The 24,328-nt window shown below is 55.0% G+C and carries 23 protein-coding genes and 1 other RNA gene; 19 read left to right on the forward strand and 5 right to left on the reverse strand.

Features of this window, described 5'->3' with window-relative positions; genetic code table 11:
• Window positions 1–10: 10 nt before the first annotated feature.
• Together sspA and J7J49_RS14455 are read left to right on the forward strand one after the other, a co-directional pair.
• Window positions 11–637 (forward strand): stringent starvation protein SspA, encoded by a 627-nt coding sequence (gene sspA, locus J7J49_RS14450; RefSeq protein ID WP_007114711.1) that lies wholly within the window; start codon window positions 11–13, stop codon window positions 635–637.
• Between the two features lie 66 nt (window positions 638–703).
• A complete protein-coding gene (locus J7J49_RS14455) occupies window positions 704–1,210 on the forward strand; it encodes a ClpXP protease specificity-enhancing factor (protein ID WP_064236555.1) in 507 nt (168 codons plus the stop codon).
• Between the two features lie 83 nt (window positions 1,211–1,293).
• Here J7J49_RS14455 and J7J49_RS14460 read toward each other — a convergent pair whose 3' ends face one another.
• From J7J49_RS14460 to J7J49_RS14475, 4 genes are all read right to left on the reverse strand, one after another.
• Window positions 1,294–1,866 (reverse strand): BON domain-containing protein, encoded by a 573-nt coding sequence (locus J7J49_RS14460; RefSeq protein WP_215093531.1) that lies wholly within the window; start codon window positions 1,864–1,866, stop codon window positions 1,294–1,296.
• 93 nt (window positions 1,867–1,959) lie between these two features.
• A complete protein-coding gene (locus J7J49_RS14465; protein ID WP_215093533.1) occupies window positions 1,960–2,550 on the reverse strand; it encodes a phosphoheptose isomerase in 591 nt (196 codons plus the stop codon).
• A 58-nt stretch (window positions 2,551–2,608) separates the two neighbouring features.
• Window positions 2,609–2,980 carry a YraN family protein gene (locus tag J7J49_RS14470; protein WP_215093535.1) on the reverse strand — a complete coding sequence of 124 codons (372 nt, stop codon included), beginning with the start codon at window positions 2,978–2,980 and terminating at the stop codon, window positions 2,609–2,611.
• Window positions 2,970–4,478, reverse strand: coding sequence for a penicillin-binding protein activator (locus J7J49_RS14475; RefSeq protein ID WP_064236558.1), 1,509 nt, complete (start codon window positions 4,476–4,478; stop codon window positions 2,970–2,972). The genes J7J49_RS14470 and J7J49_RS14475 overlap by 11 nt, the downstream gene beginning before the upstream one ends.
• A 114-nt stretch (window positions 4,479–4,592) precedes the next feature.
• On the opposite strand from J7J49_RS14475, the gene rsmI reads away from it, so the two are divergent.
• From rsmI to lpxC, 17 genes are all read left to right on the forward strand, one after another.
• Entirely contained in the window at window positions 4,593–5,450 is an 858-nt protein-coding gene (rsmI, locus tag J7J49_RS14480) for a 16S rRNA (cytidine(1402)-2'-O)-methyltransferase (protein WP_215093537.1), read from the forward strand.
• Window positions 5,451–5,482: 32 nt separating this feature from the next.
• An RNA gene (rnpB, locus tag J7J49_RS14485) (RNase P RNA component class A) lies at window positions 5,483–5,853 on the forward strand.
• Between the two features lie 68 nt (window positions 5,854–5,921).
• The gene (rsmH, locus tag J7J49_RS14490; protein WP_215093539.1) at window positions 5,922–6,878 is read left to right on the forward strand and encodes a 16S rRNA (cytosine(1402)-N(4))-methyltransferase RsmH; all 957 of its coding nucleotides are present in this window, start codon (window positions 5,922–5,924) and stop codon (window positions 6,876–6,878) included.
• Between the two features lie 8 nt (window positions 6,879–6,886).
• Complete coding sequence (gene ftsL, locus J7J49_RS14495) at window positions 6,887–7,222, forward strand: cell division protein FtsL (protein WP_064236621.1); 336 nt, start codon at window positions 6,887–6,889, stop codon at window positions 7,220–7,222.
• Window positions 7,219–8,925: a peptidoglycan D,D-transpeptidase FtsI family protein gene (locus J7J49_RS14500; protein WP_064236561.1), complete on the forward strand. Its 1,707-nt coding sequence runs from the start codon at window positions 7,219–7,221 to the stop codon at window positions 8,923–8,925. The genes ftsL and J7J49_RS14500 overlap by 4 nt, the downstream gene beginning before the upstream one ends.
• 17 nt (window positions 8,926–8,942) lie before the next feature.
• Window positions 8,943–10,436, forward strand: coding sequence for a UDP-N-acetylmuramoyl-L-alanyl-D-glutamate--2,6-diaminopimelate ligase (locus J7J49_RS14505; RefSeq protein WP_215093541.1), 1,494 nt, complete (start codon window positions 8,943–8,945; stop codon window positions 10,434–10,436).
• Window positions 10,436–11,788, forward strand: a complete 1,353-nt coding sequence (locus J7J49_RS14510; RefSeq protein ID WP_215093543.1) for a UDP-N-acetylmuramoyl-tripeptide--D-alanyl-D-alanine ligase — start codon at window positions 10,436–10,438, stop codon at window positions 11,786–11,788. The genes J7J49_RS14505 and J7J49_RS14510 overlap by 1 nt, the downstream gene beginning before the upstream one ends.
• A 14-nt stretch (window positions 11,789–11,802) precedes the next feature.
• Complete coding sequence (mraY, locus tag J7J49_RS14515; RefSeq protein ID WP_215093545.1) at window positions 11,803–12,885, forward strand: phospho-N-acetylmuramoyl-pentapeptide-transferase; 1,083 nt, start codon at window positions 11,803–11,805, stop codon at window positions 12,883–12,885.
• Between the two features lie 33 nt (window positions 12,886–12,918).
• Window positions 12,919–14,307: a UDP-N-acetylmuramoyl-L-alanine--D-glutamate ligase gene (gene murD, locus J7J49_RS14520; RefSeq protein WP_215093547.1), complete on the forward strand. Its 1,389-nt coding sequence runs from the start codon at window positions 12,919–12,921 to the stop codon at window positions 14,305–14,307.
• On the forward strand, window positions 14,304–15,485 hold the full coding sequence (gene ftsW, locus J7J49_RS14525) for a putative lipid II flippase FtsW (RefSeq protein ID WP_064236566.1): 1,182 nt from the start codon (window positions 14,304–14,306) through the stop codon (window positions 15,483–15,485). The genes murD and ftsW overlap by 4 nt, the downstream gene beginning before the upstream one ends.
• 33 nt (window positions 15,486–15,518) lie before the next feature.
• Window positions 15,519–16,616 (forward strand): undecaprenyldiphospho-muramoylpentapeptide beta-N-acetylglucosaminyltransferase, encoded by a 1,098-nt coding sequence (murG, locus tag J7J49_RS14530; protein ID WP_215093549.1) that lies wholly within the window; start codon window positions 15,519–15,521, stop codon window positions 16,614–16,616.
• Between the two features lie 17 nt (window positions 16,617–16,633).
• Window positions 16,634–18,079 carry a UDP-N-acetylmuramate--L-alanine ligase gene (gene murC / locus J7J49_RS14535; protein WP_215093703.1) on the forward strand — a complete coding sequence of 482 codons (1,446 nt, stop codon included), beginning with the start codon at window positions 16,634–16,636 and terminating at the stop codon, window positions 18,077–18,079.
• Window positions 18,076–19,017, forward strand: a complete 942-nt coding sequence (locus tag J7J49_RS14540) for a D-alanine--D-alanine ligase (RefSeq protein ID WP_215093551.1) — start codon at window positions 18,076–18,078, stop codon at window positions 19,015–19,017. Before murC ends, J7J49_RS14540 begins: the two co-directional genes overlap by 4 nt.
• A gap of 40 nt (window positions 19,018–19,057) precedes the next feature.
• Window positions 19,058–19,771, forward strand: coding sequence for a cell division protein FtsQ/DivIB (locus J7J49_RS14545; protein WP_064236569.1), 714 nt, complete (start codon window positions 19,058–19,060; stop codon window positions 19,769–19,771).
• Between the two features lie 313 nt (window positions 19,772–20,084).
• The gene (ftsA, locus tag J7J49_RS14550; protein WP_035578454.1) at window positions 20,085–21,374 is read left to right on the forward strand and encodes a cell division protein FtsA; all 1,290 of its coding nucleotides are present in this window, start codon (window positions 20,085–20,087) and stop codon (window positions 21,372–21,374) included.
• Between the two features lie 34 nt (window positions 21,375–21,408).
• Window positions 21,409–22,584, forward strand: a complete 1,176-nt coding sequence (gene ftsZ / locus J7J49_RS14555; RefSeq protein WP_064236570.1) for a cell division protein FtsZ — start codon at window positions 21,409–21,411, stop codon at window positions 22,582–22,584.
• 134 nt (window positions 22,585–22,718) lie between these two features.
• Window positions 22,719–23,630, forward strand: a complete 912-nt coding sequence (gene lpxC / locus J7J49_RS14560) for a UDP-3-O-acyl-N-acetylglucosamine deacetylase (RefSeq protein WP_215093553.1) — start codon at window positions 22,719–22,721, stop codon at window positions 23,628–23,630.
• 146 nt (window positions 23,631–23,776) lie between these two features.
• Here lpxC and J7J49_RS14565 read toward each other — a convergent pair whose 3' ends face one another.
• Window positions 23,777–24,241, reverse strand: coding sequence for a DUF721 domain-containing protein (locus J7J49_RS14565; RefSeq protein ID WP_064236572.1), 465 nt, complete (start codon window positions 24,239–24,241; stop codon window positions 23,777–23,779).
• Window positions 24,242–24,328 lie beyond the last annotated feature (87 nt).

Raw genomic sequence — 24,328 nt, forward strand, 5'->3', positions numbered from 1 at the left:
GGATGCTTTCATGGGTGTTGTGGCCAAGCGGTCGTCGATGATCTTTTACTCAGGTAGTGATGATCATTTCAGTCATCGTGTGCGCATTGTGTTGGCCGAGAAGGGGGTTGCCGTCGATATTGTCGACGTGCTCGATGAAAAACCACCGGAAGAGCTGGCAGACCTCAACCCGTACAACAGCGTGCCGACGCTGTTAGATCGTGACCTAGTGCTGTATGAATCAAAGGTTATGATGGAGTACTTGGATGAGCGGTTCCCGCATCCTCCGCTGTTGCCTGTTTATCCAGTAGCGCGCGCGCAAAGCCGCCTATGGATGCACCGCATTGAGCGCGAGTGGTGCCCGATGGTTGATTTAATCCGCAGCGGTGGAAAGAAAGAGGCGGATAAGGCGCGTAAAGAGCTACGTGAGAGCCTGATTGGTATATCGCCGATTTTTGAGGATATGCCTTACTTCATGAGCGAAGAGTTTACGCTGGTGGATTGCTGTTTGGCGCCTGTCTTATGGCGTTTGCCGGAACTCAACATCGAGTTGCCTGAAAAACAGGTCAAGCCGCTGCTGTCCTACATGTCGCGAGTATTCGAGCGTGAAGCGTTTAAGGCATCTTTAAGTGAGCGTGAAAAAGAGATGCGCGCTTGAATTCATTCGGCTCCTTTGTGCGTGATGAGGGCAGGGAGCCTTTCTTGTAAGGAGGAGGGAGTCTAGATGAAATCGAGTCGCCCCTATCTCGCCCGAGCACTCTATGAGTGGTTGTTGGACAATGAGTTGACGCCTTACCTAGTCGTTGACGCTACCTTGCCAGGTGTTGAGGTGCCGCGCCAGTTTGTTCAGAACGGACAGATCGTTTTGAACGTAGCGCCGACTGCTGTGCGTGATCTCTTTATGGAGAACCAGGCGATTGGCTTTAATGCTCGCTTTGGCGGACAACCTATGCAGGTGATGATACCGACCGAGGCCTTAATCGCTATCTATGCCCGAGAAAATGGCGCAGGAATGGTCTTTGGTCATGAGCCTGAACTGGGTGAGGATACCGAGTCTTTTGGCGATATTGAGGATGAGGCGAAGCCCTCTACCAAGCCTGAGTTGTCGGTGACTGAGCCTGTTGCAGAAAGCCCTGGCAGTGATTCTAGTGCTTCAAGCGAGGACGCTGATAAAGAGTCTCAAGCAAAGAGCAAAGCGAAGAAAAAGCCCACCTTGCGGGTAGTTAAATAACACCCAGGGAGAGCCGAGCCGCACAAAAAAGCCTCGCTTAATAAGCGAGGCTTTTTTGTGGCTTTTAGAAGGCGCTGAGACGTTTAGTCGAGGTAATCAAATACCTTCACGATCCGCTGAACGCCGCCAACGGAGGAGGCTGCGTTGACGATGCGGTCAGCTTCTTCACGGGTAACGCGGCCCATCAGATAAACGCTGGCATTTTCAGTGGTAACCTTTATTTTGGAAGAGTCTATGCGGTCATTGGTGGCCAAATGGCTAACGACATTGGTGGTTAGCCAGGTGTCGGCCAAGCGCTGGCTGGCGGGTAAGTTGGCGGCGACGGTCAGCTCGTTATGAACTCGATTGACCCCGCGTAATTGGCTAGTGACGTCTTCCGCCATATCGCGAAGCTCTTCGCTGGGCACCTGACCAACCAGTAGCACAACCCCGTTATAGCTATGGGCTCGAATGCGGGCATCATCTAGCCGTGCATCAGCGCGTTCCAGGGCACGGCCGACTTCACGCTCAATGGTTGTATCGACGGCTTCAACATCGTCGCTACGCTGGGCATAGTTGGACTGATTGGAGGCTGAGTTATTGGCGCAGCCAGTGATGAACAGCGTTGCGCAAAGCACAGCGACCAGTAAGCCGCGGGGGGAGGGGCGTTGGGTCATCGGTATGACTCCTTAGTGCTGGCAATTAAAGCGTGGGTTTTAAAAACGATCAGTTAAAACAACATCCTGCACGGTAACGCGCTAATAAAGTTATTAGGAGCTGCCAAACAACTGTTCATCGATAAGATCGCATAGGCAGTGAATCACCAGTAGGTGAACCTCCTGAATGCGCGCCGTCGATGTCGCCGGGACGCGAATCTCGCAGTCGTCCTGGCCTAAAAGCGATGCCATATCGCCACCGTCGCGGCCGGTGAGGGCGACCACGGTCATATCACGATCATGTGCGGCTTGAATGGCTTGCACAATATTGCCTGAATTACCGCTGGTGGAGATAGCCAGTAACACATCCCCCGGCTGCCCTAGGGCGCGAATCTGCTTTGAGAACACCTCGTTATAGCTATAGTCGTTAGCAATCGAGGTAAGCGTAGAGGTGTCAGTAGTGAGTGCCAGAGCAGGTAGGCTAGGGCGTTCGCGCTCGAAGCGGTTGAGCAGTTCAGAGGAGAAATGTTGGCTGTCTCCGGCACTGCCACCATTACCGCAGCTAAGAATTTTCCCTTCACTAACAAGGCACTGCACCATCATTTGGCTGGCCACTTCAATAAACGGCGGAAGTACTTCGCTAGCGTAGGTCTTGGTGTCGATGCTGGCGTTGAAGTGGCCGAGTATCCGAGATTGAAAGTCCATCAGGGCTTCCTGGTTAAATTAGAGTGTTAAGACCGTTTTAAAAAAACTTCAAAAACAGTTAAAAGGCATCGAAGGCGGCTTTTACCCAGTCAAATTCGAGGTCGGGTGGCTTGCCCGTAATCGCCAGAATATCAAAACGGCAAGGTGATGAAAGCCCGCCGCGGGCGATATAAAGCCTTGCCGCCCGTGCCAGGCGCTGCTGTTTTTGATAAGTGACGGTTTCCAGTGGGTGCCCGTAGCGCGTCGTCTTACGGTGTTTGACCTCAACAAAGACAAGAATATCGCCATCTCGCATTACCAAGTCAAGCTCACCCCCTTTCACGTAATGATTCTGCGTGACCAGGGCGAGTCCCTGCTGGCCCAGCCATTGAGCGGCAATGTGCTCAATGGCTGCGCCTCGGGCGCGAGCAGTGCGGGCGTTAGTCGTCATTGTTGCCCAGGTTTGGGATTAAAATGGGCGAAGGGACGCCGTTTTGGAATTTGGCCCAGGGCAGCTCGCGGTAAATGCGTCCATCGTCACTTAGGTAAAGCGAGCCGGTGCTGCCATTCAGGCCGTTAAGCTCGCCCAGATTGGAAAATCGTATGGCCAGTTCGTAAGCATCTACGCCCATTGCCATTAGACGGAACATCGAGGCATCGGACTCGTCGCGTAGGCTCCGATAGGTCGATGCAAAGGGGAGCGCTTCTTCGCCACCGACGGCCGCATCAGGGATCTGCCAGGGAATATCCACGAACATGACATCGTTTAGGTCTTGATCAAGGCGTGTCTGTAGGCGCCCTTCGTGCAAATGCGAAGTGGCATAAATGGGCAGATTGGGGGCGTAGTAGTAATCCATAGTGGGTGGCACTTGGCGTGCATACTCAGGCAGGGCGAGTAGAAAGAGCGCGTCAATATTACTGAGGCGAGCGCGATCACCGCTGACATTAAGAGCAGTTTGCACGGCGTTGGAGACTGAGCTCTCAGGGTTATAGCGTACGGCATTAGTGATTTCGCCACCCTGGCTATGCCACTCATTCCAGAAGGCTTCGCCTACGCGGCGGCCCCAGCCATTATCCGGTACCATCATCGACACTTGGCGGTGACCATCCTGCCATGCGCGGCGAGCGACCTGACGCGCTTCGTCTTCAGCTGAAAGGCCGTACTGGAACAGGCGCTGGGCTTGGTTGCTATCGCCGCTGCCATAGTTGAGTGCCAGTGTCGGTAGTGGCACGCTGTCGCGCTGCTCTAGCTGAGTGACTTGATCTTTATCTAGCGGGCCAATAATCAGCTGTGCATTCATCTGCTGGGCGCGGTCATAAAGCTCATCCATCGAGTAGCGCGAGGTGTCCAGGAAGCTCAGCTCGACGTTGCCCCCTTTGACGTCATGGTGTTGACGCATGGCAGTGGCGATGGTGTTGGCGACACTGCTGAGTGGGCCTGATTCCGGCAAGGCAACGACGATACGGCTTATCGCCTGTCCTTCAAGCTCAGGCAGGGTAACGCTAACGGCACCGCTGGGTTGATCGAGCGCCTCGCGAGCCCAGCGCTGACGCTCTTCAAGCCTCTCCTGCTGACTGGACTGCATCGGGAGTTCGTCGTCAAGCACTTGGGTGGCACGAAGCACAGCGCGCGGCTCATTCAAGGCGCGGGCGAGTTCGGAAAACAGCAGTGCCCAGCGTACCCGATCCGGCTCTGATAGCAGGCTTTCATCAATCCCGTCGGCGGTATCAAAGGCTCTCTCGCGCTCACCTTGGCGGGCCAGAATATTAGCTGCTTCCAGGCGCGTTTTGGCGGCTTGTTCTGGCGCTTGCTGTTCGGCTTGGCTGAGTAGCTGGCCGGGGTCTTCATCGGGCGCACGATCTACCACGCTAGGTGATTGCATCGCACAGCCAGCAACCAGAAATGCCATGAGGGCCGCGGTGAGTAAGCCACGTAATGACTGTTTCATGTATCCTTCCTTAGGTTTCCATTTGCGCTGTCGCTGCTTGTCAGCGATTGACCAAGCCACTGCACAAGCATAGCGCACCAGCAGGGCAAGCCATCAACGAATTGAGAGTCAACAATGACAGACGATAATCCGGGCACATTGTACGTGGTTGCTACGCCAATTGGGAATTTGGATGACTTAACCGCGCGTGCCGCTCGGGTGTTAGGACAAGTTTCGCGCATTGCAGCTGAAGATACCCGTCATAGTGGGCGCCTGTTGGCGCACTTGGGGCTGAATAAACCCATGCTCTCTTTGCACGAGCACAACGAAGCGCGCCGAGTGGATACCTTGGATAGTTATCTTGCTGCAGGTGAAGATATTGCGCTGATCAGCGATGCCGGAACACCGCTAATTAGTGATCCTGGCTTTGTATTGGTGCGTGAGTTACGGGCGCGAAATCGCCATATCGTGCCCATCCCGGGGCCTTGTGCGCTGATTACTGCGCTTTCAGGCGCGGGTTTGCCGACAGACCGCTTTGTGTTTGCGGGTTTTCTACCCGCCAAGCCAGGTGCGCGCCGCCAGGCGTTAGAGGGTTGGAAAACCCGCGAAGAGACGTTGGTATTTTATGAATCCCCTCACCGTATCGTGCATACCCTTGAGGCGCTTCAGGAGCAAATGGCGGATCGCGATGTGGTATTGGCGCGTGAACTGACCAAAACTTTCGAAACGTTTCTGCACGGCACGCCTGCGTCGCTATTGGCGCAATTGACGGCTGATCCCAATCAGGCCCGCGGCGAATTTGTGGTGATTGTCGCTGGTGCCCCGCCGGTCGAGCAGGGTGAGCATCAGGCTATATCGGCGGAAGCGCTGTTAGAAACACTGTTGGCCGAGGGGGTTGGCGTTAAGCAGGGCGCTGCGATTGCCGCGCGAATGCTCGGTGGCCGTAAGCAAGTCTGGTACGCTCGTTTGCAAGCAATTAAAGGTGAGCATTGAGGCAAGTCGAGGGCGCTGGTATGCTTGCCGCCGGAGTTGGCCAGACAGTCGCCGCTAATACCCCTTAAAAGGTGTTGGGGGAGGAAAGTCCGGGCTCCATAGGGCAGAGTGCCAGGTAACGCCTGGGCGGCGTGAGCCGACGGAAAGTGCAGCAGAGAGTAGACCGCCTAAGCCCCTGAAATAAACCGCTGGGGCCGGTAAGGGTGAAAGGGTGCGGTAAGAGCGCACCGCGCGCCTGGTAACAGTGCGTGGCATGGTAAACCCCACTCGGAGCAAGACCAAATAGGGATCCAATGGCGTGGCCCGCGCTGGATCCGGGTAGGTTGCTTGAGCGCTGTGGTAACGCAGCGCCTAGAGGAATGGCTGTCCACGACAGAACCCGGCTTATCGGCCGACTCCCCCCATTTCCACATTAGGGCGTGCACGCACGCTCTTTATTACGTTGCTTCTAACATCTTGTGTGAGAAAAAAATGCCTTCTCCTGACGCTGAACAGGTTGCTTCCCGCTTTCGCCATACCAGCGTATTACTGGAGGGTGCTGTCGATGCCCTGGTTCATGATGCGCAGGGCGTCTATTTAGACGGTACGTTTGGGAGAGGCGGGCACTCACGGGTTATCCTTGATCGTCTGAACGCCCAGGGTCAGCTATTGGCTATGGATCGTGACCCCCAGGCGATTGCCGCTGCCGCTGAAATAGCCGATCCACGCTTCCTGATTACCCAGCGCGAATTTGCCCAGCTAGCCGAGTTTGCTCGTGAACAAGGCGTGTTCGGCAAGCTTTCTGGGGTGCTGCTGGATGTCGGCGTTTCTTCTCCTCAGCTTGATGATCCCGAGCGCGGTTTCAGCTTTATGCGCGATGGCCCGTTGGATATGCGTATGGATCCTACCCAGGGGCAAAGCGTGGCTGATTTTCTGGCCCGTGCCAGTGAAGCAGATATTGCCTACGTGTTTAAAACCTATGGCGAAGAGCGCTACGCCAAGCGATTGGCCCGTGCCGTAGTGACGCGTCGGGTCGAGAAGCCGTTTACCCATACGGTGGATTTGGCTGAAGTGTTAAAAGTTGCCCACCCCGCTTGGGAGAAGGGTCGTCACCCGGCGACCAAGGCGTTTCAGGGCCTGCGTATTTTCGTCAACGGCGAGTTGGAACAGTTAGACAGTGCTTTAGAGGCTGCGCTTGAGGCGTTGGCGCCGGGTGGACACTTAGTGGTTATCAGCTTTCACTCGCTAGAAGATCGCCGTGTGAAACGCTTTATTCGTCACCATGTGCGCGGCGATACTGATCTGCCGCGTGGGGTGCCTATTCGCGACGATCAACTGAATCGGCGGCTTGAAGCACTGGGCAAAGGCGTGCGGCCCAGCGATGAGGAGGTAGATGCCAACCCTCGTGCTCGCAGTGCCGTCATGCGGGCTGCACGCAAACGGATGTAAATGTGATCATGAGCATGGATCGGATTGAGCAGTGGGCAACCACGCTACGCGCCGAATGGCCTTTCAGGCTGCGTCTACGCACCTGGCCGGTAGTTATTATACTGTTGTTTCTACTCTGTATGGCTTCTGGGCTAGGCGTAGTCGTCACTACCCATATGACGCGGGTTCAATTTGCTCAGTTGCAACAGCTGGAGCAAGAAGAGAACCAGCTGCAAACGGAGTGGGGACAGCTGCTGCTTGAGGAGGGCGCATGGTCAACGCCTGCCCGCATTGAACAAATCGCTACTGACCGACTGGGTATGCGAATTCCCGATGTCCATGATGTTGAGGTGATTCGGCCATGAGGAGCGAGCGTCGAGGCGGTACCTCGCGTCAGGCTCCGATTGCGCCCCCTCTCGGCGGCGGGCGGTTCGTGTTTATTTTGCTTGCGATTGCTCTGGCATCAGCTATTTTGATTGGCCGCATTACATTGCTTCAGGTCATCGATCGCCCCTTTCTGCAAAGCCAGGGCGATGCGCGGACTCTCCGCCATGAAACCATCCCTGCCCACCGCGGCATGATTACCGATCGTAATGGCGAGCCATTGGCGATTTCCACGCCAGTGGTAACCATTTGGGCCAATCCACAAGAACTTCCCGAAGATGCTATTCAGCGCGTTATGTTGGCCCAAGCGCTGGGTATGACATTGAGCGATTTTGAATCTCGGGTGGCGCGCTTTAGTGAGCATGAATTTATGTATTTGCGTCGCCAGATGACGCCTGCGGCGGCCCAGCAGATTCTTAATCTGCGCACGCCCGGCGTTTATCCGCAGCGTGAATATAAGCGCTACTATCCCGCCGGTGAGGTCGCCGCCCAGTTGCTGGGGGTGACCAACGTTGATGATGTCGGTCAGGAGGGTTTAGAGCTCTCTTACCAGCCTTACTTAGCGGGTCACCCAGGCCAGCGGCGGGTTATTAAAGATCGCCGCGGACGCCTAGTGCGCGAGCTGGGCGTCATTAACGAAGCCCAGCCGGGGGGGGAGCTTACCTTGGCTATCGATCAGCGTATTCAATATATGGCCTACCGTGAGCTGCGTGCCGCGGTGGCTGAGAATGATGCTGATGGTGGTGTGCTGGTGATGATGGATGCGCGCACGGGAGAAGTGTTGGCCATGGCTAATTTGCCCTCCTATAACCCCAATAATCGGGCGGGCATTGACCCGCGCGGATTACGTAATCAAGCGCTGGTGGATGTATTTGAGCCAGGTTCAGTTATGAAACCGCTGGCCATGGCCGCCGTATTAGAAAGTGGCGTTGTGGATCGGAACGCTGTCGTGGACACTTCTCCGGGTTGGATGCGGCTGGATCAGTTCACCATTCGCGATTTCCGTAATTATGGTGAACTTGATCTGCCCGGCATTTTGGAGAAATCGTCGAATGTCGGTATGTCCCGCCTGGCACTGCAATTAAGCGATACGGCAATTTGGGAAAAGTATCATCAGCTAGGGCTGGGGCAAGCGCTCGGAACCGGTTTTCCAGGCGAGTCTACGGGCAGTCTACCTGCGCCAGTTCGCTGGTCGCGGAGCGAGCGGGCGACTCTCTCCTATGGTTATGGGCTGTCGGTTTCAGCGGTGCAACTGGCCAGTGCATACACGGCGTTAGCCAATGATGGCGTGCGCTTGCCACCTTCACTGCTGCGCCTTTCTGAACCGCCCCAAGGCATTCCCGCTATATCGCCGTCGGTTGCCAATGACCTGCTAAATATTCTCGAAACCTCGGTAGCCGCTTATACCGGTGGACGGCGAGCCCGTGTAGAGGGCTATCGTGTGGGAGGTAAAACGGGCACGGTGCGTAAAATAGGCCAGCAGGGCTATACCACCGATGCTTACCGCAGCGTTTTTGCCGGGATTGCGCCCATCTCGGATCCGCGCATTGTCACTGTAGTAATGATTGATCACCCCAAAGCAGGCGAGTTCTACGGCGGCGCCGTCGCGGCGCCGGTTTTTTCCAGTGTGACAGGGAATGCTTTACGCTTGTTGGATGTTCCGCCGGATCATGAGGCGGAGTAGCTTTTTAAGGAGATGGCATGACGCTGAGTCCAGACGATGTTTTAGCGGCGCTCAAGCAAGTATGGCCCAAGTCACCACTGCCCGCCGACCTGCCTAAGCTGCCAAATCAGGTGCGTATTGAAATGAACTCCCGCAAGCTGACGCCGGGGGATATTTTTGTTGCCGTGCCGGGCAGCCAGCGTGACGGTCGCGACTTTATCGAGCAAGCGCTTGAGGCTGGCGCTGCGCTTATTTTAGCGCAAGGGACGCACAGCGATGTGCTGCTTGAGGGGCAAGTGTTGAAGTTACCACATTTGTCGTCGCGTTTAGGGGAACTAGGGCGGGCACTGTTTAAGGTGCCGCGTGATCTGGAAGTGATTGCGGTGACGGGCACTAACGGTAAAAGCTCGGTCACTCACTATATCGCTGCGCTTAGCGAAGCGTTGGGAACGCCTGCGGGTCTTGTCGGTACCTTAGGAGTGGGGCGCCCTGGTGAGTTAAGCGATATTGGCTTAACCACGCCCGGCCCCCTGGCGCTGCAAGCAACGCTGGGTGAGTTGGCACAGCAAGGGGTAAGACGTGTTGCCTTGGAAGCCTCTTCTCACGCCCTGGATCAGTACCGCTTGGAAGCGGTCAACGTCAGTGTGGGAGTATTCACCAACCTGACTCGTGACCATTTGGATTACCACGGCAGCATGGCTGCCTACGCCGCTTCAAAGGCCAAGTTGTTTAGACGCTCTGAGCTTAGCTTGGCGGTGGTCAACGGTGATGATCCCTTGGCGCGTTTAATGCTAGCCGGCTGTAGCAACCGCGTACGTGTGCTGGCCACCGGCCAAGATGAAGCCGTGACACTGCGAGTGCTGGACTGTCAGACGTTTGGTCAGGGTCAGCAGGCGATGATTGCGACCCCCGACGGCGAGAAAATGCTGCGCCTAAATTTAATGGGGCGCTTTAATTTAGATAATGTGCTGTTGGCGATGGCCGTGCTGTACGGATTAGGCGAACCGCTTGATGCGCTGTTTGAAGCAGCGACATCGCTTACGCCGGTGCCGGGTCGTATGGAGCTGTATGCCGATGTTGGTGCTCCCAGCGTAGTGGTCGATTACGCCCACACGCCGGACGCCCTGAAGAGTGCCCTACAGGCGCTACGAGCTCACCTGGGCGATGCAGGTCAACTATGGTGCGTATTTGGCTGCGGCGGTGAACGCGATACAGGTAAACGCGCCGAAATGGCTAAGGCCTCCGAACAGTTGGCGGATCACATCGTGGTTACCGATGATAATCCGCGCCACGAGGCCGCTGCGCAAATCCGTGAGCAGATTTTGGCGGGCTTCTCGGCTAACGCGCAGCCCATTGAAATTGGTGATCGCCGCGAGGCTGTGGCAGCAGCCATTAAACAAGCTGGCGCCCAGGATGTAGTGCTGATCGCTGGTAAAGGCCATGAGGCGTATCAGGAGATTGATGGCGTGCGCCACCCCTTCAGCGATGGCGAAGAGATTCAGCGCGCCTTGGCCCTGCGGAGAGCCCAATAATGCACTGGAGTCTTGGTCAAATTGCCGCGGCGCTCGGCATTATGGCGCCGCCAGAAAGTGCTCAGTTAACTATTTCCTCAGTGATTACCGATAGCCGTAAAATTGCGCCAGGTTGCCTGTTTATTGCCTTAAAGGGTGCCAATTTTGACGGTCATGATTTTGTTGATCGCGCCCACGCGCTGGGCGCGGTGGCGGCGTTGGTCGACACGCCTGTGGTCAGCGACCTACCCCAACTGGTGTGCCCCGATACGCGCTTGGCCCTAGGGCAGCTTGCCGGTGCACACCGGCGCGCATGGCAGGGGCCCCTGGTGGCGGTCACCGGCAACAGCGGTAAAACCACTGTTAAGGAGATATGCGCTGCACTGCTGGCGCCTCTAGGCGAAGTGTTAGCGACCGAAGGAAATCTGAACAATGATTTCGGCGCGCCGCTGACCTTATTGCGTTTGCGACAGCAACATAACGCCGCCGTGATAGAGCTGGGTGCTAATCATTTGGGAGAGATCGCTTGGACAGCTCCGCTGGCCCAGCCCGATATTGCGATTATTACCAACGTGACCGGCGCCCATGTGGGTGAGTTTGGCGGTATGGGGCAGATCGCCCAGGCGAAAAGCGAATTGCTGGCTGGGCTGAGCGGGCAGGGGTCGGCCATATTGAATCGTGATGATCACTACTACGCTTTTTGGGCCTCTCGCGCGGCGCCAAGGCGAGTCGTCAGCTTTGGCTTTCATCCCCAGGCCGATGTGAGCGCCTCAGCGCTTTCCTGTGATCCTCAAGGGCGGTATGCTTTCACGCTACTGCAGCATGGTCAGGCGCTGGGCCAAGTGCGTTTACCACTACTCGGTAAGCATAATGTTAGTAATGCCTTGGCTGCTGCCGCGGCAGCATTAGCGCTGGGGGTGTCGGCAGAGCAGGTTATTGCGCGCCTGGAAACCTTGCAAGCGCTAGCCGGTAGACTGGTCGTGGTGCCTGGTTTGCGGGGTGCCAAGTTGCTGGATGACACTTACAATGCCAACCCTGGGGCGGTCAAAGCAGCTTTGGATACGCTGGCGAGTTTCCCAGCCCCACGCTGGTGTGCGTTAGGCGCAATGGGCGAGCTGGGGGCCGAGACGGCAGCGCTGCACGCGGAAATCGGCCGCTATGCCGCTGAGCTAGGGATTGATGAGCTGTTGACGCTGGGCGATGCCGCAAGCGCTGCCAGCGAGGCCTTTGGTCGTGGGCTGCATTTTAACGATCACGAGGCGCTAACGCGCCATGTCACTAATACTTTGCCGCCGGACACCGCTTTACTGGTGAAAGGGTCGCGCAGTGCCGGCATGGAACATGTCGTTGATGCACTGCGTACGGATAAATAAGGTAAACGCCGTTCATGTTACTTCACTTGGCGAATTTTCTGTCGCAGTACCAAACTGATTTTCAGGTAGTCAACTATTTAACCCTGCGAGTGATCTTAGGCGCTCTCACATCGTTAATGCTCTGCTTATGGTTAGGGCCATGGATGATCCGGCGTCTGGTCGAAGGGCAAATCGGTCAGTCAGTGCGTGACGATGGTCCTCAATCCCATCTTTCAAAAGCAGGTACGCCCACCATGGGTGGGGCAATGATTATATTGGCTATTGCCATTAGCACCTTGCTCTGGGGGGACTTAACCAATCTTTATATCTGGGTGGTGCTGGGCGTAACCATAGGCTTTGGCGCCATTGGTTGGGTCGATGACTACCGCAAAGTCGTTGAGAAAAACCCGCGTGGTTTACCTGCAAAGTGGAAATATTTTTGGCAATCGGTCGTTGGTCTTGGAGCTGCAGTGCTGCTCTATTTAACCGCGTCGTCGCCCGTCGAAACGAGTCTGTTAGTACCGCTTTTCAAAGAGGTCGCGCTGCCGCTGGGCGTGTTTTATATCGTTCTATCGTATTTTGTGATCGTGGGCAGTTCGAATGCGGTTAATTTAACCGACGGCCTTGATGGTCTAGCCATTATGCCCACGGTGCTGGTCGCCATGGGCTTATCGGTATTTGCCTACGCGAGTGGTAATACGGTGTTTGCCACCTATCTACACATTCCCTTCATTGCCGGTACCGGCGAGTTGGCGGTTTTTTGCGCCACCATTGCCGGTGCCGGGCTTGGTTTCTTATGGTTTAATACTTACCCCGCCCAGGTCTTTATGGGGGATGTGGGCGCCTTGGCGCTAGGGGCTGCGCTGGGCGTGGTGGCGGTTATCGTGCGTCAGGAAATTGTACTGTTTATCATGGGCGGTATTTTTGTCATGGAGACGGTGTCGGTCATTCTTCAAGTGGGTTCCTATAAACTCACCGGGCGGCGCATATTCCGTATGGCGCCTTTGCACCATCACTATGAATTAAAAGGCTGGCCTGAACCGCGGGTTATCGTGCGTTTTTGGATTATTACCGTGGTGTTGGTGCTACTTGGCCTCGCAACGCTCAAAATTCGTTAATGCATGTGGGCATGAGGCGAGAAGGAGCCTGTGATGGTTCGAGTTGCTAAAGGTTTAACGCTGGTGGTGGGGCTGGGAATATCGGGACGTGCGATTTGCCGCCATTTAAGCCGCTTGAATGTACCCTATATGGTGGCGGATACCCGTGCCGCGCCACCGGGATTGGAGGAGTTTCAAACCGCACATCCGGACATTGAGGTTCACTGCGGCCCACTAACGTTGCTGGATCTTTATGATGTTGCCGAGGTGGTGGTCAGCCCGGGGCTTGATCCACGCATGCCGGGCTTAAAAGAGCTGGCAGATCAGCTAAATCCGCGCACAGGCGAACCAATGGTGGTGGGCGAAATAGCCCTGTTTGTTCGTGCCGCTAATGCCCCCATTGCGGCCATCACCGGATCGAATGCCAAATCAACGGTGACGACGCTGCTAGGAGAAATGGCTGCCGCCGCCGGTATTAATGCGGCGGTGGGTGGGAACCTTGGTACCCCCGCTCTGGATCTGTTGGCCAGCCATCCCGATGCCGCACTGTATATCCTTGAGCTTTCAAGCTTCCAGCTTGAGACGACTCCCTCTCTGGGGGCGAGCTGTGCTGCCTTCCTGAATTTATCCGAAGATCACCTTGACCGTCACGGTGATATGCACGGCTACCGCGTTGCAAAACAGCGTATTTTTATCGGTGCTGAGAGTGCCGTGGTGAATGCCGATGATCCCCTCACGTGGCCTGAACATCCCGTTGAGCAAGTGGCTTACTTTACTCAAGCAGCCCCTAAAGGAGATCAGTGGGGGCTGGCGTTCCACCACGACAAGCTGACGTTAATGCAGGGTTCCAGCCCTTGGTTGGCTATTAATGAGTTAAAAGTAGCCGGTCAGCACAACTATATGAATGCATTGGCGGCACTGGCCATGGGGCAGGCGTTGGGCTTTGCGGCTGCGCCCATGTGCAACGCCCTGCGAGAATTTAAAGGCCTGGAACACCGCAGTGAAGTCATTGCGCACATTAACGGCGTCACCTGGGTCAATGACACTAAGGGTACCAACGTCGGCGCTACCTTAGCGGCCATTAATGGTATTGGCGCAACGCTGGAAGGACGTTTGATTCTGCTGGCCGGTGGAGTAGGTAAGGGCGCTGATTTTACCCCTTTGGCCGCGCCTCTTTCTAAGTGTGCACGGCATGTGCTGCTATTCGGTTTAGATGCACCGCGGCTAGCCGACGCATTGATTGAACATGTCAGTATTCAGCAGGTCGAGGACTTGGCTCAGGCGATGCAGATAGCCTTTGAACTTGCCCAGCCGGGGGACTGTGTGCTGCTCTCGCCTGCCTGCGCGAGTTTGGATCAATTTGCCAACTATCAACAGCGCGGCGACGTATTTCGCCGTTGGGTGCAGCACCAGGCATCAACTTCAGCCGGGGAGGTGCTATGAGTCGACTTCAGCGTCTTCGTACGGTGCTTACCACGCGCGATCTGCCCTGCGATATTTGGTTGATCATAGCGGCGGTTGCCTTGGCGGGTTTAGGTTGGGTGATGGTCAGTTCGGCGTCGATTGGTTTGTTGGAAGATACCTATCACTACTCGCGCCAGCACGGCGTATTCCTGGTACTAGCCATTATGGCCTGCATATTTATACTCTGCGTGCCGCTTGAAGTTTGGCGCCAGAATGCAGCGCTGATACTGCTCGTTTCCATTTTTATGTTGGTTTTAGTGCTGATGGTTGGTCAAGAGATCAATGGCAGTAAGCGCTGGATAGCGCTGCCGGGGCCATTGCCCAGTTTACAGGTCTCTGAATTTGCCAAAGTCGGGCTGATTTTCTACATGGCGGCGTTTATGTCGCGTTTTACCTACGATCTGCGGCGCCGAGCGTTCAGCATGTGGCGCCCCCTAGCCGTGTTGGCGGTGCCTGCCGGGCTGCTTTTTTTAGCGCCTGATTTCGGCGGTATGGTGGTCTTTACTATTTGTGTCATTGGAATGCTGATGATGAGCGGTGCTTCGCTCGTGCTGTTGGGGGGAAGTGGTGCACTGCTGGGTACAGGGGCAGTCATGATGGTGGTGATAGAGCCCTATCGACTGGCGCGCTGGACTAGTTTTTTAGACCCCTGGGCCGATCAATTTGCGACTGGCTACCAGTTAACCCAGGCGTTAATAGCCTTCGGGCGGGGGCATGTGACGGGCACTGGATTAGGTAACAGTGTGCAAAAACTACACTACCTGCCCGAGGCGCATACCGACTTTATATTTGCGGTGATCGCTGAAGAGCTTGGCATGATCGGCGCGATTATCGTCGTGCTGTTGTTCACCCTATTTATTGCCCGCGCTATGTTGGTCGGGCGTAAAGCTGAGCTGGCAGGGCATCTGTTTGGTGCTTATGTAAGCTACGGTATTGGCTTTGTTGTGGCCGCGCAGGCGTTTATTAACATGGCGGTAAGTTCTGGGTTATTGCCGACCAAAGGGTTAACGCTGCCGCTAATGAGCTATGGCGGCTCTAGTCTGCTGGTCACTGGCATTATGGTCGGGCTGTTGCTGCGCACGGATGCCGAAACGCGTCACCGGCCTCGACGTGCATCCACCCCGTATAAATCCCGTCATGAGCCGCGTTTATCATAACGCTATGCCGTTTGGTGTTATCAGGAGTTTGATGTGACGACTAACGTTAGCCGACGAGTACTGATTATGGCAGGCGGTACTGGGGGCCATGTCTTCCCAGCGTTGTCACTCGCCAAAGCTTTGCAGGCGGAACAGGTTGACGTTGAGTGGCTGGGCAGCCCTCGAGGTATTGAAAATCGCCTTGTGCCTGAAGCGGGTATTAAATTACATACCATCGCCGTTAGCGGGCTGCGCGGCAACGGTCTAACGGGATGGCTCAAAGCACCGCTGAATCTTAGTCGTGCAATATTGCAGGCGCGAGCCGTCATCCGTGACTTCAAACCACATGTGGTGGTCGGCCTGGGGGGCTTTGCCAGCGGCCCCGGCGGGGTGGCTGCATGGTTGGCGAGCGTTCCTTTAGTCGTTCATGAGCAGAACGCCGTGGCAGGCCTGACCAATCGAGTGTTGTCGCGACTGGCTAAACGTACGTATGCCGCTTTTCCTGAGGCCTTTGGAGCGCGTGCCGACGTCATTGGCAACCCTGTGCGTGACGATATCGCCGCTTTGGGGAACTCGCCGCGAGATGAGGAAACTCTCTCTTCACGGCCTCTACGTTTGCTGGTGGTGGGCGGTTCGCTCGGCGCTGTCGCGCTTAATGAACGTTTGGCCCCTGCACTGGCTGCACTGCCCATCGAGCAGTGTCCCCAGGTGCGCCATCAGGCGGGTAAAGAACGTGATGCGGCCACTGCTGAAAATTATCAGCAGCACGGCGTGAGCGCTGAGGTTAGCCCTTTTATTGATGATATGGCCGCCGCCTACGAGTGGGCTGATTTAGTCGTTTGCCGCTCCGGCGCGCTGACAGTCGCAGAGTTGGCGGCTGCGGCTAAGCCCGCGTTGCTGGTGCCATTCCCCTTTGCTGTCGATGATCATCAGCGCGCCAATGCCCAGGTGCTGGTCAAGGCGGGGGCTGCCCAGTGCGTTATTCAGTCTGAGCTGACCGTTGAGCGGTTAAGTGAATATTTAAATCAATTGCTCGTCCCAACCACCCTGGCTTTAATGGCGTCTAAAGCACGTCAGGCCGCGCATCTAGACGCGACGGAGCGCTTGGTTGAAGGGTGTTTGGCGATGATGCCGGTAGGAGACTCTGCGTGATCGATTCAGACCAAACCATGACACCTTCACGGACGGCTGCAGGCCCTGGCATGCGTCGGATTCGGCGTCTGCATTTTGTCGGCATTGGTGGTGCGGGCATGTGTGGTATTGCAGAAGTACTGGCGAACCAGGGCTACACGGTTAGCGGCAGTGATGCCAAAAACTCTTCGGTCTTGGAGCGACTGCGCCAATGTGGTGTCTGTGTGGCGATCGGTCATGCTGAGGCTAATGTGGAAGGCGCCGATGTGGTGGTGGTGTCCAGTGCCATTGATGAGACCAATCCAGAAATTCGTTGGGCTTATGAGCATCGTGTGCCGGTGGTGCGACGGGCTGAAATGCTCGCTGAGCTAATGCGTTTTCGTCACGGTATCGCCGTGGCGGGTACTCATGGCAAAACCACCACGACCAGTTTAACGGCAACACTACTGGCCGAAGGGGGATTGGATCCCACCTTTGTGATTGGCGGCAAGCTGACCAGCGCCGGTGCCAATGCGCGCTTAGGCGAGGGTGATTATTTAGTTGCTGAAGCCGATGAGTCCGATGCCTCTTTTTTGCATTTACAGCCGATGGTTTCGATTGTTACCAATATCGATGCTGACCACATGGCGACCTATGGCGGCGACTTTGAACGGCTAAAAAGTACCTTTATCGAATTTCTGCATAACTTGCCGTTTTATGGCTTAGCAGTGCTGTGTATCGATGATCCCCACGTGCGTGTGCTGTGTGATCAGGTAAAGCGTCAGTTCGTGACCTATGGATTTGATAGCGATGCCGATTATCGCATTGTTGATTTTGCTCAGCGTGGCGGTGACGTGTCGTTTACAGCGTTACGCCCTGGTGGCGCCGCGCCGTTAGACGTGCGTTTGGCCATGCCGGGTCGTCACAATGCGTTGAATGCAATGGCGGCGATTGTGGTGGCTACCGATGCAGGCGTGAGTGATAGCGCTATTCTGAGCGGTCTGGCAGGTTTTGCCGGGGTTGGTCGCCGTTTCCAGGTGCATGGACACTTCCCTGCGCCCCAAGGTGGTGGCGACATCATGCTGGTGGATGATTATGGTCACCATCCTCGCGAAGTTGATATGGTCATTCAAGCGATTCGTGCAGGCTGGCCTGAGCGGCGTCTGGTTATGCTTTACCAGCCCCATCGCTACAGCCGTACCCGCGATTTGTACGAAGACTTTGTGCGCGTACTTTCTCAAGTCGATACGCTTGTGCTGCTCGATATTTATAGTGCCGGTGAAGCGGTTATTCCTGGTGCTGAGGGGCGTACCTTGGCGGGCTCTATTCGTCAACGCGGAGAAGTCGACCCGCTGTTTGTCGAGAATAAGCATGAGTTGCCTGCGCTGTTAACCAACATATTACGCCCAGGCGATATATTAATTACCCAGGGCGCAGGTGATGTGGGGGGGATCTCCCTGCGCTTGGCCCAGGCTCAGTTGGCGATGAACGAGGTGGATCTGTGAGCGTTGACGTAACAAACCCCCAGCCTCTTGGCAAAGTCGTTGTCGTTTACGGTGGCACCTCCGCTGAACGCGAGGTATCGCTTAAAAGCGGTGCGGCGGTGCTGGAGGCGCTGCAGCGCAAAGGTGTTGATGCCTGTGGCTATGATCCCCGTGACAATGGCTTGGTAGGTTTAGAGCAACTGGCTCCTGCTGTGGTCTTTGTTGCTCTGCATGGCCGTGGCGGTGAAGATGGCACCCTACAGGGAGCTTTGGAACTGCTCAGTATTCCTTATACCGGCAGTGGGGTGCTTGCTTCGGCGCTGGGGATGGATAAGCAACGCACCAAGCAGGTATGGAGCGCGGTTGGGCTGCCCACCCCTGAGAGCATTATGTTGGAGGCCACTGCGGACTGGTCAGCCGTGGTCGAGCAACTTGGCTTGCCGTTGATTGTGAAGCCCGTGCATGAAGGCTCAACGCTGGGGATTAGCATCGTAAAGAGCCAGGCAGCGCTTGAGGCAGCTTATCGCGAAGCAGCTCAGTTCGACGCCCGCGTGATGGCGGAGCGCTTTGTAGTGGGTGACGAATACACTGTCGCGCTGCTAGGTGATCAGGTGTTGCCAGCAATTCGTGTTGAAGTACCTGGTGGTTTCTACGACTACGAAGCCAAATATATCGCTAACACCACCCAGTACCATTTGCCCTGTGGCTTGACGGCTCAGCATGAAGCAGAGCTTGCCTTGCTCTGCCAGCAAGCGTTTGCCGCAATTGGTGGGGTAGGCTGGGGGCGGGTTGATGTTATGCGCGATAGCGAAGGGCGTTTTTGGCTATTGGAAGTCAATACGGTGCCAGGCATGACCGATCATAGCTTAGTGCCTCAAGCGGCAGCGCATGCGGGTATTGGCTTTGATGATCTAGTGCTACACATACTCAACACCGCAGGCGAGCCGTTCACAGTATGAGTAATGACGTATTTGATAGCGCCTTATTAAAAAGTGCCTTATGAAGAGGCGTAATGCTTGGTTGGGAATTATCCTGCTGGCGCTGCTGATGGGGGCGGGTGGGCGTGCGCTTTGGCTGTGGCTAGATCGCCCTATTGAACGGGTGTCTATTCGTGGCGAATGGGAGTATGTCAGTGCCGATTACCTGCGTACTCAGCTGGCGCCACTGGTGGTCGATGCCACGTGGCTGTCGGCAGATCTGGGTGAGCTGCGCGACCGCGCACTGCAGGTGGGCTGGTTAAATGAAGTGCGGATTTCCCGTGAGTGGCCTAACGCCTTGGTGTTTGAACTCATTGAGCAGCAGCCCGTCGCGCGCTGGAATGATGATTTCTTGCTTAACCCTGAAGGTGAGCCTTTCGCTTTTGCACCTTTAACGCCACCGTCAGGCATGCCTGATCTGGCAGGCCCTGCTGGTAGCAGTGAAGAAGTGCTCGACTATTACTATCGGCTAAAATCCCACTTCGAACAGTTATCGCTCGAACTCACTCAGCTTCGGTTAGAGCCCCGTGGTGCTTGGCGGCTGCAATTGAACGATGGCGCTTGGGTGATGTTGGGGCGGCGGCAGCATGAAGTGCGCTTGGCAAGATTATCGGCTTCATGGCAGCGAGAGTTAAATTCTCTTAGCGAACAAATCCGCTATATTGATCTGCGCTACCCTAATGGTGTTGCTGTTGCGTGGCATGGAGAAAGTGAATTTGCTGTGCAAGATGAGTAACTCACCTATTACTTGATGCAAATAAGGTGTAAAAGTGAGTGGTTGCCATCGTTGAAAAAGCCAATAATCGGCTTTAAATTGCTTACCAAGCCTATTATTGTGGGTATGTACTAGTCGTATTGCGACTGTTGTTTCTATACTATGGTGCAGTCGCGGGTTAAATAGTTATTAATTTCGACTATCGACAATTAGTGAATGTCTCAGAGACTGCACTGATTATTTTGGGTAGCGCGCTTTCAATGTTAAGCGTTGGATTAAGCTTCATCCTATTTATATTTATTTTTAACAATGACGCAAGGAGATTTCCCGACTCATGGCAGGCTCACCCAACGCATCCAATATGGTGGTCGGGCTGGACATTGGAACGTCCAAGGTCGTCGCGATAGTCGGTCAACCTACCGATGATGGCGGAATTGAAATTGCTGGTATTGGTTCGCATCCTTCGCGTGGCATGAAGCGTGGTGTTGTGATCAATATTGAATCAACGGTGCAGTCTATCCAACGAGCTGTTGAAGAAGCCGAATTGATGGCTGGCTGTGATATCCACTCGGTATATGTTGGCGTGGCAGGCAGCCATATCAGCTCAATGAACTCGGATGGCGTTGTGGCAATCAAAGAGCGAGAAGTGACGCCCTCTGACATCGAGCGAGTGATTGACTCCGCACGAGCGCGCGCCATTTCCGAAGGCCAGAGAGTGTTACATGTGCTGCCGCAAGAGTTCTCCATTGATGCTCAAGGCGGCATACGTGAGCCGTTGGGTATGTCCGGTGTGCGCTTAGAGGCACAGGTGCACCTAGTCACCGCAGCATTAAACGCGGTGCAGAATATCGAGAAGTGTGTGCGCCGCTGCGGTTTAGAGGTTGATGCTATCATCTTAGAGCAGCTTGCCTCGAGCATGGCTGTGCTCACTGAAGATGAACGCGAATTAGGCGTCTGTATGGTCGACATTGGCGGTGGAACGACCGATATGGCTATTTTCAGCGAAGGCGCCATTCGCCACACGGCAGTCATTCCTATCGCCGGTGACCAGGTTACTAACGATATTGCCATGGCGCTGCGCACACCCACGCAGCATGCTGAAGAGATCAAAGTTAAATATGCTTGTGCGTTAACGCATTTAGCCGCAAGCGATGAAATGATTAAGGTACCTAGCGTAGGCGATCGCCCTGCGCGTGATCTATCGCGTCAAGCGCTCGCTGAAGTGGTAGAACCACGCTATGAGGAACTGTTTACGCTAATAAGAGATGAATTGCGCCGTAGTGGCTATGAAGACATGGTGGCTGCGGGGATAGTGCTTACTGGTGGTACCTCGCGTATGGAAGGGGTTAGCGAACTGGCGGAAGAGATTTTCCATATGCCTGTTCGTATCGCATGTCCGCAAAATGTAAGAGGTTTGGCGGATGTCGTTCACAACCCCATTTATGCGACGGGCGTCGGTCTGCTGCATTATGCCTTGCAGGAAACGCGTCATGGGCAAGGTCTAAGAAGCCACGGGGGAGTAGTTGCAGCCCATAAAGGCCGCAACGAGCTTGCCCGGCGTGATATCAAGGAAGACCATTCGGCGCTAGCAAGAATTAAAGGCTGGTTCAAAGGAAATTTCTGACAGGGCCGCAAGCGCGGTTCAGGAGACGGGGCTTATGTTCGAATTGGTAGATAACGCACCCTCGAGCAGTGCGGTCATCAAAGTGGTTGGCGTTGGCGGCGGTGGCGGCAATGCTGTTAACCACATGGTCGAAAGCAATATTGAAGGCGTTGAGTTTATCTGCGCTAACACTGACGCCCAGGCGCTCAAACGCTGTGCGGCGAAAACCGTGTTGCAACTGGGTAGCGAAATCACTAAAGGATTAGGCGCAGGTGCCAATCCCGACGTGGGACGCCAGGCGGCAATGGAAGACCGCGAACGCATTGCGGAATTGCTGGTAGGCGCTGATATGGTGTTTATCACTGCTGGTATGGGCGGTGGTACGGGCACTGGAGGTGCGCCGGTGGTTGCCCAGGTCGCCAAAGAGTTGGGGATTCTCACCGTTGCGGTGGTGACTCGCCCCTTCCCCTTTGAAGGGCCTAAGCGTATGCGCGCTGCTGAAGAGGGCATGAAAGAGCTCTCTGAGCACGTCGATTCGTTGATCACTATCCCTAACGAAAAACTGCTTTCCGTATTGGGTAAGAATGCCACGCTACTGACGGCTTTTAGTGCCGCTAATGATGTGCTGCTGGGTGCTGTTCAAGGTATTGCAGAACTGATTACCAGCCCAGGCATTATCAACGTTGACTTTGCCGATGTGCGCACCGTTATGTCTGAAATGGGCATGGCGATGATGGGCACCGGTGGTGCCACGGGCGAGAATCGTGCTCGTGAAGCCGCTGAGAAGGCTATCCGTAGTCCGCTACTCGAAGATATCGATCTTCACGGTGCGCGCGGTATCTTGGTCAACATCACGGCTGGCCCCGATTTATCGATCGGCGAGTTCAACGATGTGGGCGCTACCGTGCAGGAGTTCGCTTCTCCAGATGCCACAATTGTTGTGGGCACCTCCATTGATATGGAAATGTCTGATGAGCTGCGCGTAACCGTTGTTGCCGCTGGCCTAGATGGGCAAAAACCTAAGGCGGCAGCGCGTGAACCCGCCCGTCGTTCAGCAGCAGAATCATCGGATTACCGCAAGCTGCAGCAGCCAACGGTGATGCGTCAGCAGGCAACTGCGCGCGCTGAAGCACCTGAAGCGTCCGCAAAGCCTCGTCCTGAAAAGCGTCGCGCTTCCGAGGCCGATGACTATCTGGACATCCCCGCGTTTCTACGCCGCCAGGCGGATTGATCCTCGACATCAGGCTCATTGCAACAGCGAGCGAGCGGTTTATTGGCTAAAACGCTCGTTTGCTGTTAAAGTGAACACTGTTTGATAATTTTTCCCCTGCGGTTATTACCGTCATTAGAGTTCGGCTACTATCCATGATCAGACAACGCACCCTACAAAACGTCATTCGTGCCACCGGAGTGGGCCTGCATTCTGGCAAAAAAGTCCACCTCGCTCTGCGTCCGGCGCCGGCCAATACTGGGATTGTGTTTGTCAGAACCGATTTGGATCCCGCTGTGCACGTTCCCGCGCGGGCAGAATTGGTTGAAGATACCAAGCTATGTACCGCCCTTGTTCTCAATGGGGTGAAGGTAGCTACCGTTGAGCACCTGATGTCAGCATTCGCTGGATTGGGAATCGACAATGCTTATGTAGACGTTAGCGAACCTGAAGTGCCCATTATGGATGGTAGCGCAAGTCCGTTTGTGTTTTTGATTCAGTCAGCCGGTATTTTGGAACAGGGTGCGGCTAAGAAGTTTATTCGAATCAAGCACCGAGTGGCGGTGACTGATGGCGATAAAGAAGCCGTTTTCTTGCCTCATCAAGGGTTCAAAGTCTCGTTTGCCATCGATTTTGATCACCCCGTTTTTGAGCAGCAAAAACAGACCGCGCTGATCGACTTCTCGACCACGTCCTTCGTTAAAGAAGTTTCCCGCGCGCGTACGTTTGGATTTATGCGCGACTTAGAGTTTTTACGCTCTAATAATCTGGCGTTAGGGGGAAGCTTAGACAACGCTATTGTAGTTGACGATTACCGTATCGTTAACGAAGGCGGTCTACGCTACGAAGATGAGTTCGTTAAGCATAAAGTATTGGATGCTATTGGTGACTTGTATCAATTGGGATATAGCTTGATCGGGGAGTTCCGCGGGGTGAAATCTGGTCACGCGCTCAATAATCAGCTGTGCCGCGAGTTGTTGGCGCAGCCCGATGCTTTTGAAATTGTCACCTTTGAAGAAGACAAGGCGGTTGCACCTATTTCCTACGCCGCACCTGCCATGGCCTGATGTAGGATTAGGCTAGTTCTTACTTTAGTGCGTGCTATTTGCACTTTGTTTTGGCTTATAAAGCATCGCTCAGGCGGTGCTTTATGTTTTTTAGGGCGGGGATAATATAGCCGTAACTCTGTTTGGCTAAGAAATCAGTGTGGACGTTACTTGGTGGGTGGCCTGGCATGAGATGCAAGCCGTTCCAAGGCACGTTTAAGTGCAGGATTGGTGGTGTCTTCAGCGCACTCAGCTAGCGTTTTTCCCGCATCGGCTGACAGGCTGCGTGTGTTTCGCTTTGGTGCCACAATAGGGCGCACGGGGCGGACTTTGAAGGTAAAACCGCTCACCCCTTCAAAGCCAGGCAGTTGATGAAGTAGTTCTAATAGACGTCGTTGTTCAAAGCGTAACCACGTCAACCAGCTCGCCTGACCACTAATCAGGGTTAAGCGACCTTCGCTAAAGCCACCCACAAAAATATGCTCACGCATCTCTTCGGGCAAGTGGGCGCGCAAGTGGCGTTGAGCCTGATCGATTAAGCGAGACAGGCGCATTAGTTGATTAATATCGCCCGACTTTGAGAGCAAGCGGGCGATGGGCTGGGCGCGCGAACGCTTAACCTTTATACTCATACGCTTAATTCCTGGGGTGCTGCTATTTAAGGCACCACCACTGCTAATGGCGTCGGCCACTTTTGCCGATGGCCGATTGGTTAACTT

It is taken from the genome of Halomonas sp. ISL-56 (genome assembly GCF_018612805.1).
Classification (GTDB): domain Bacteria; phylum Pseudomonadota; class Gammaproteobacteria; order Pseudomonadales; family Halomonadaceae; genus Vreelandella.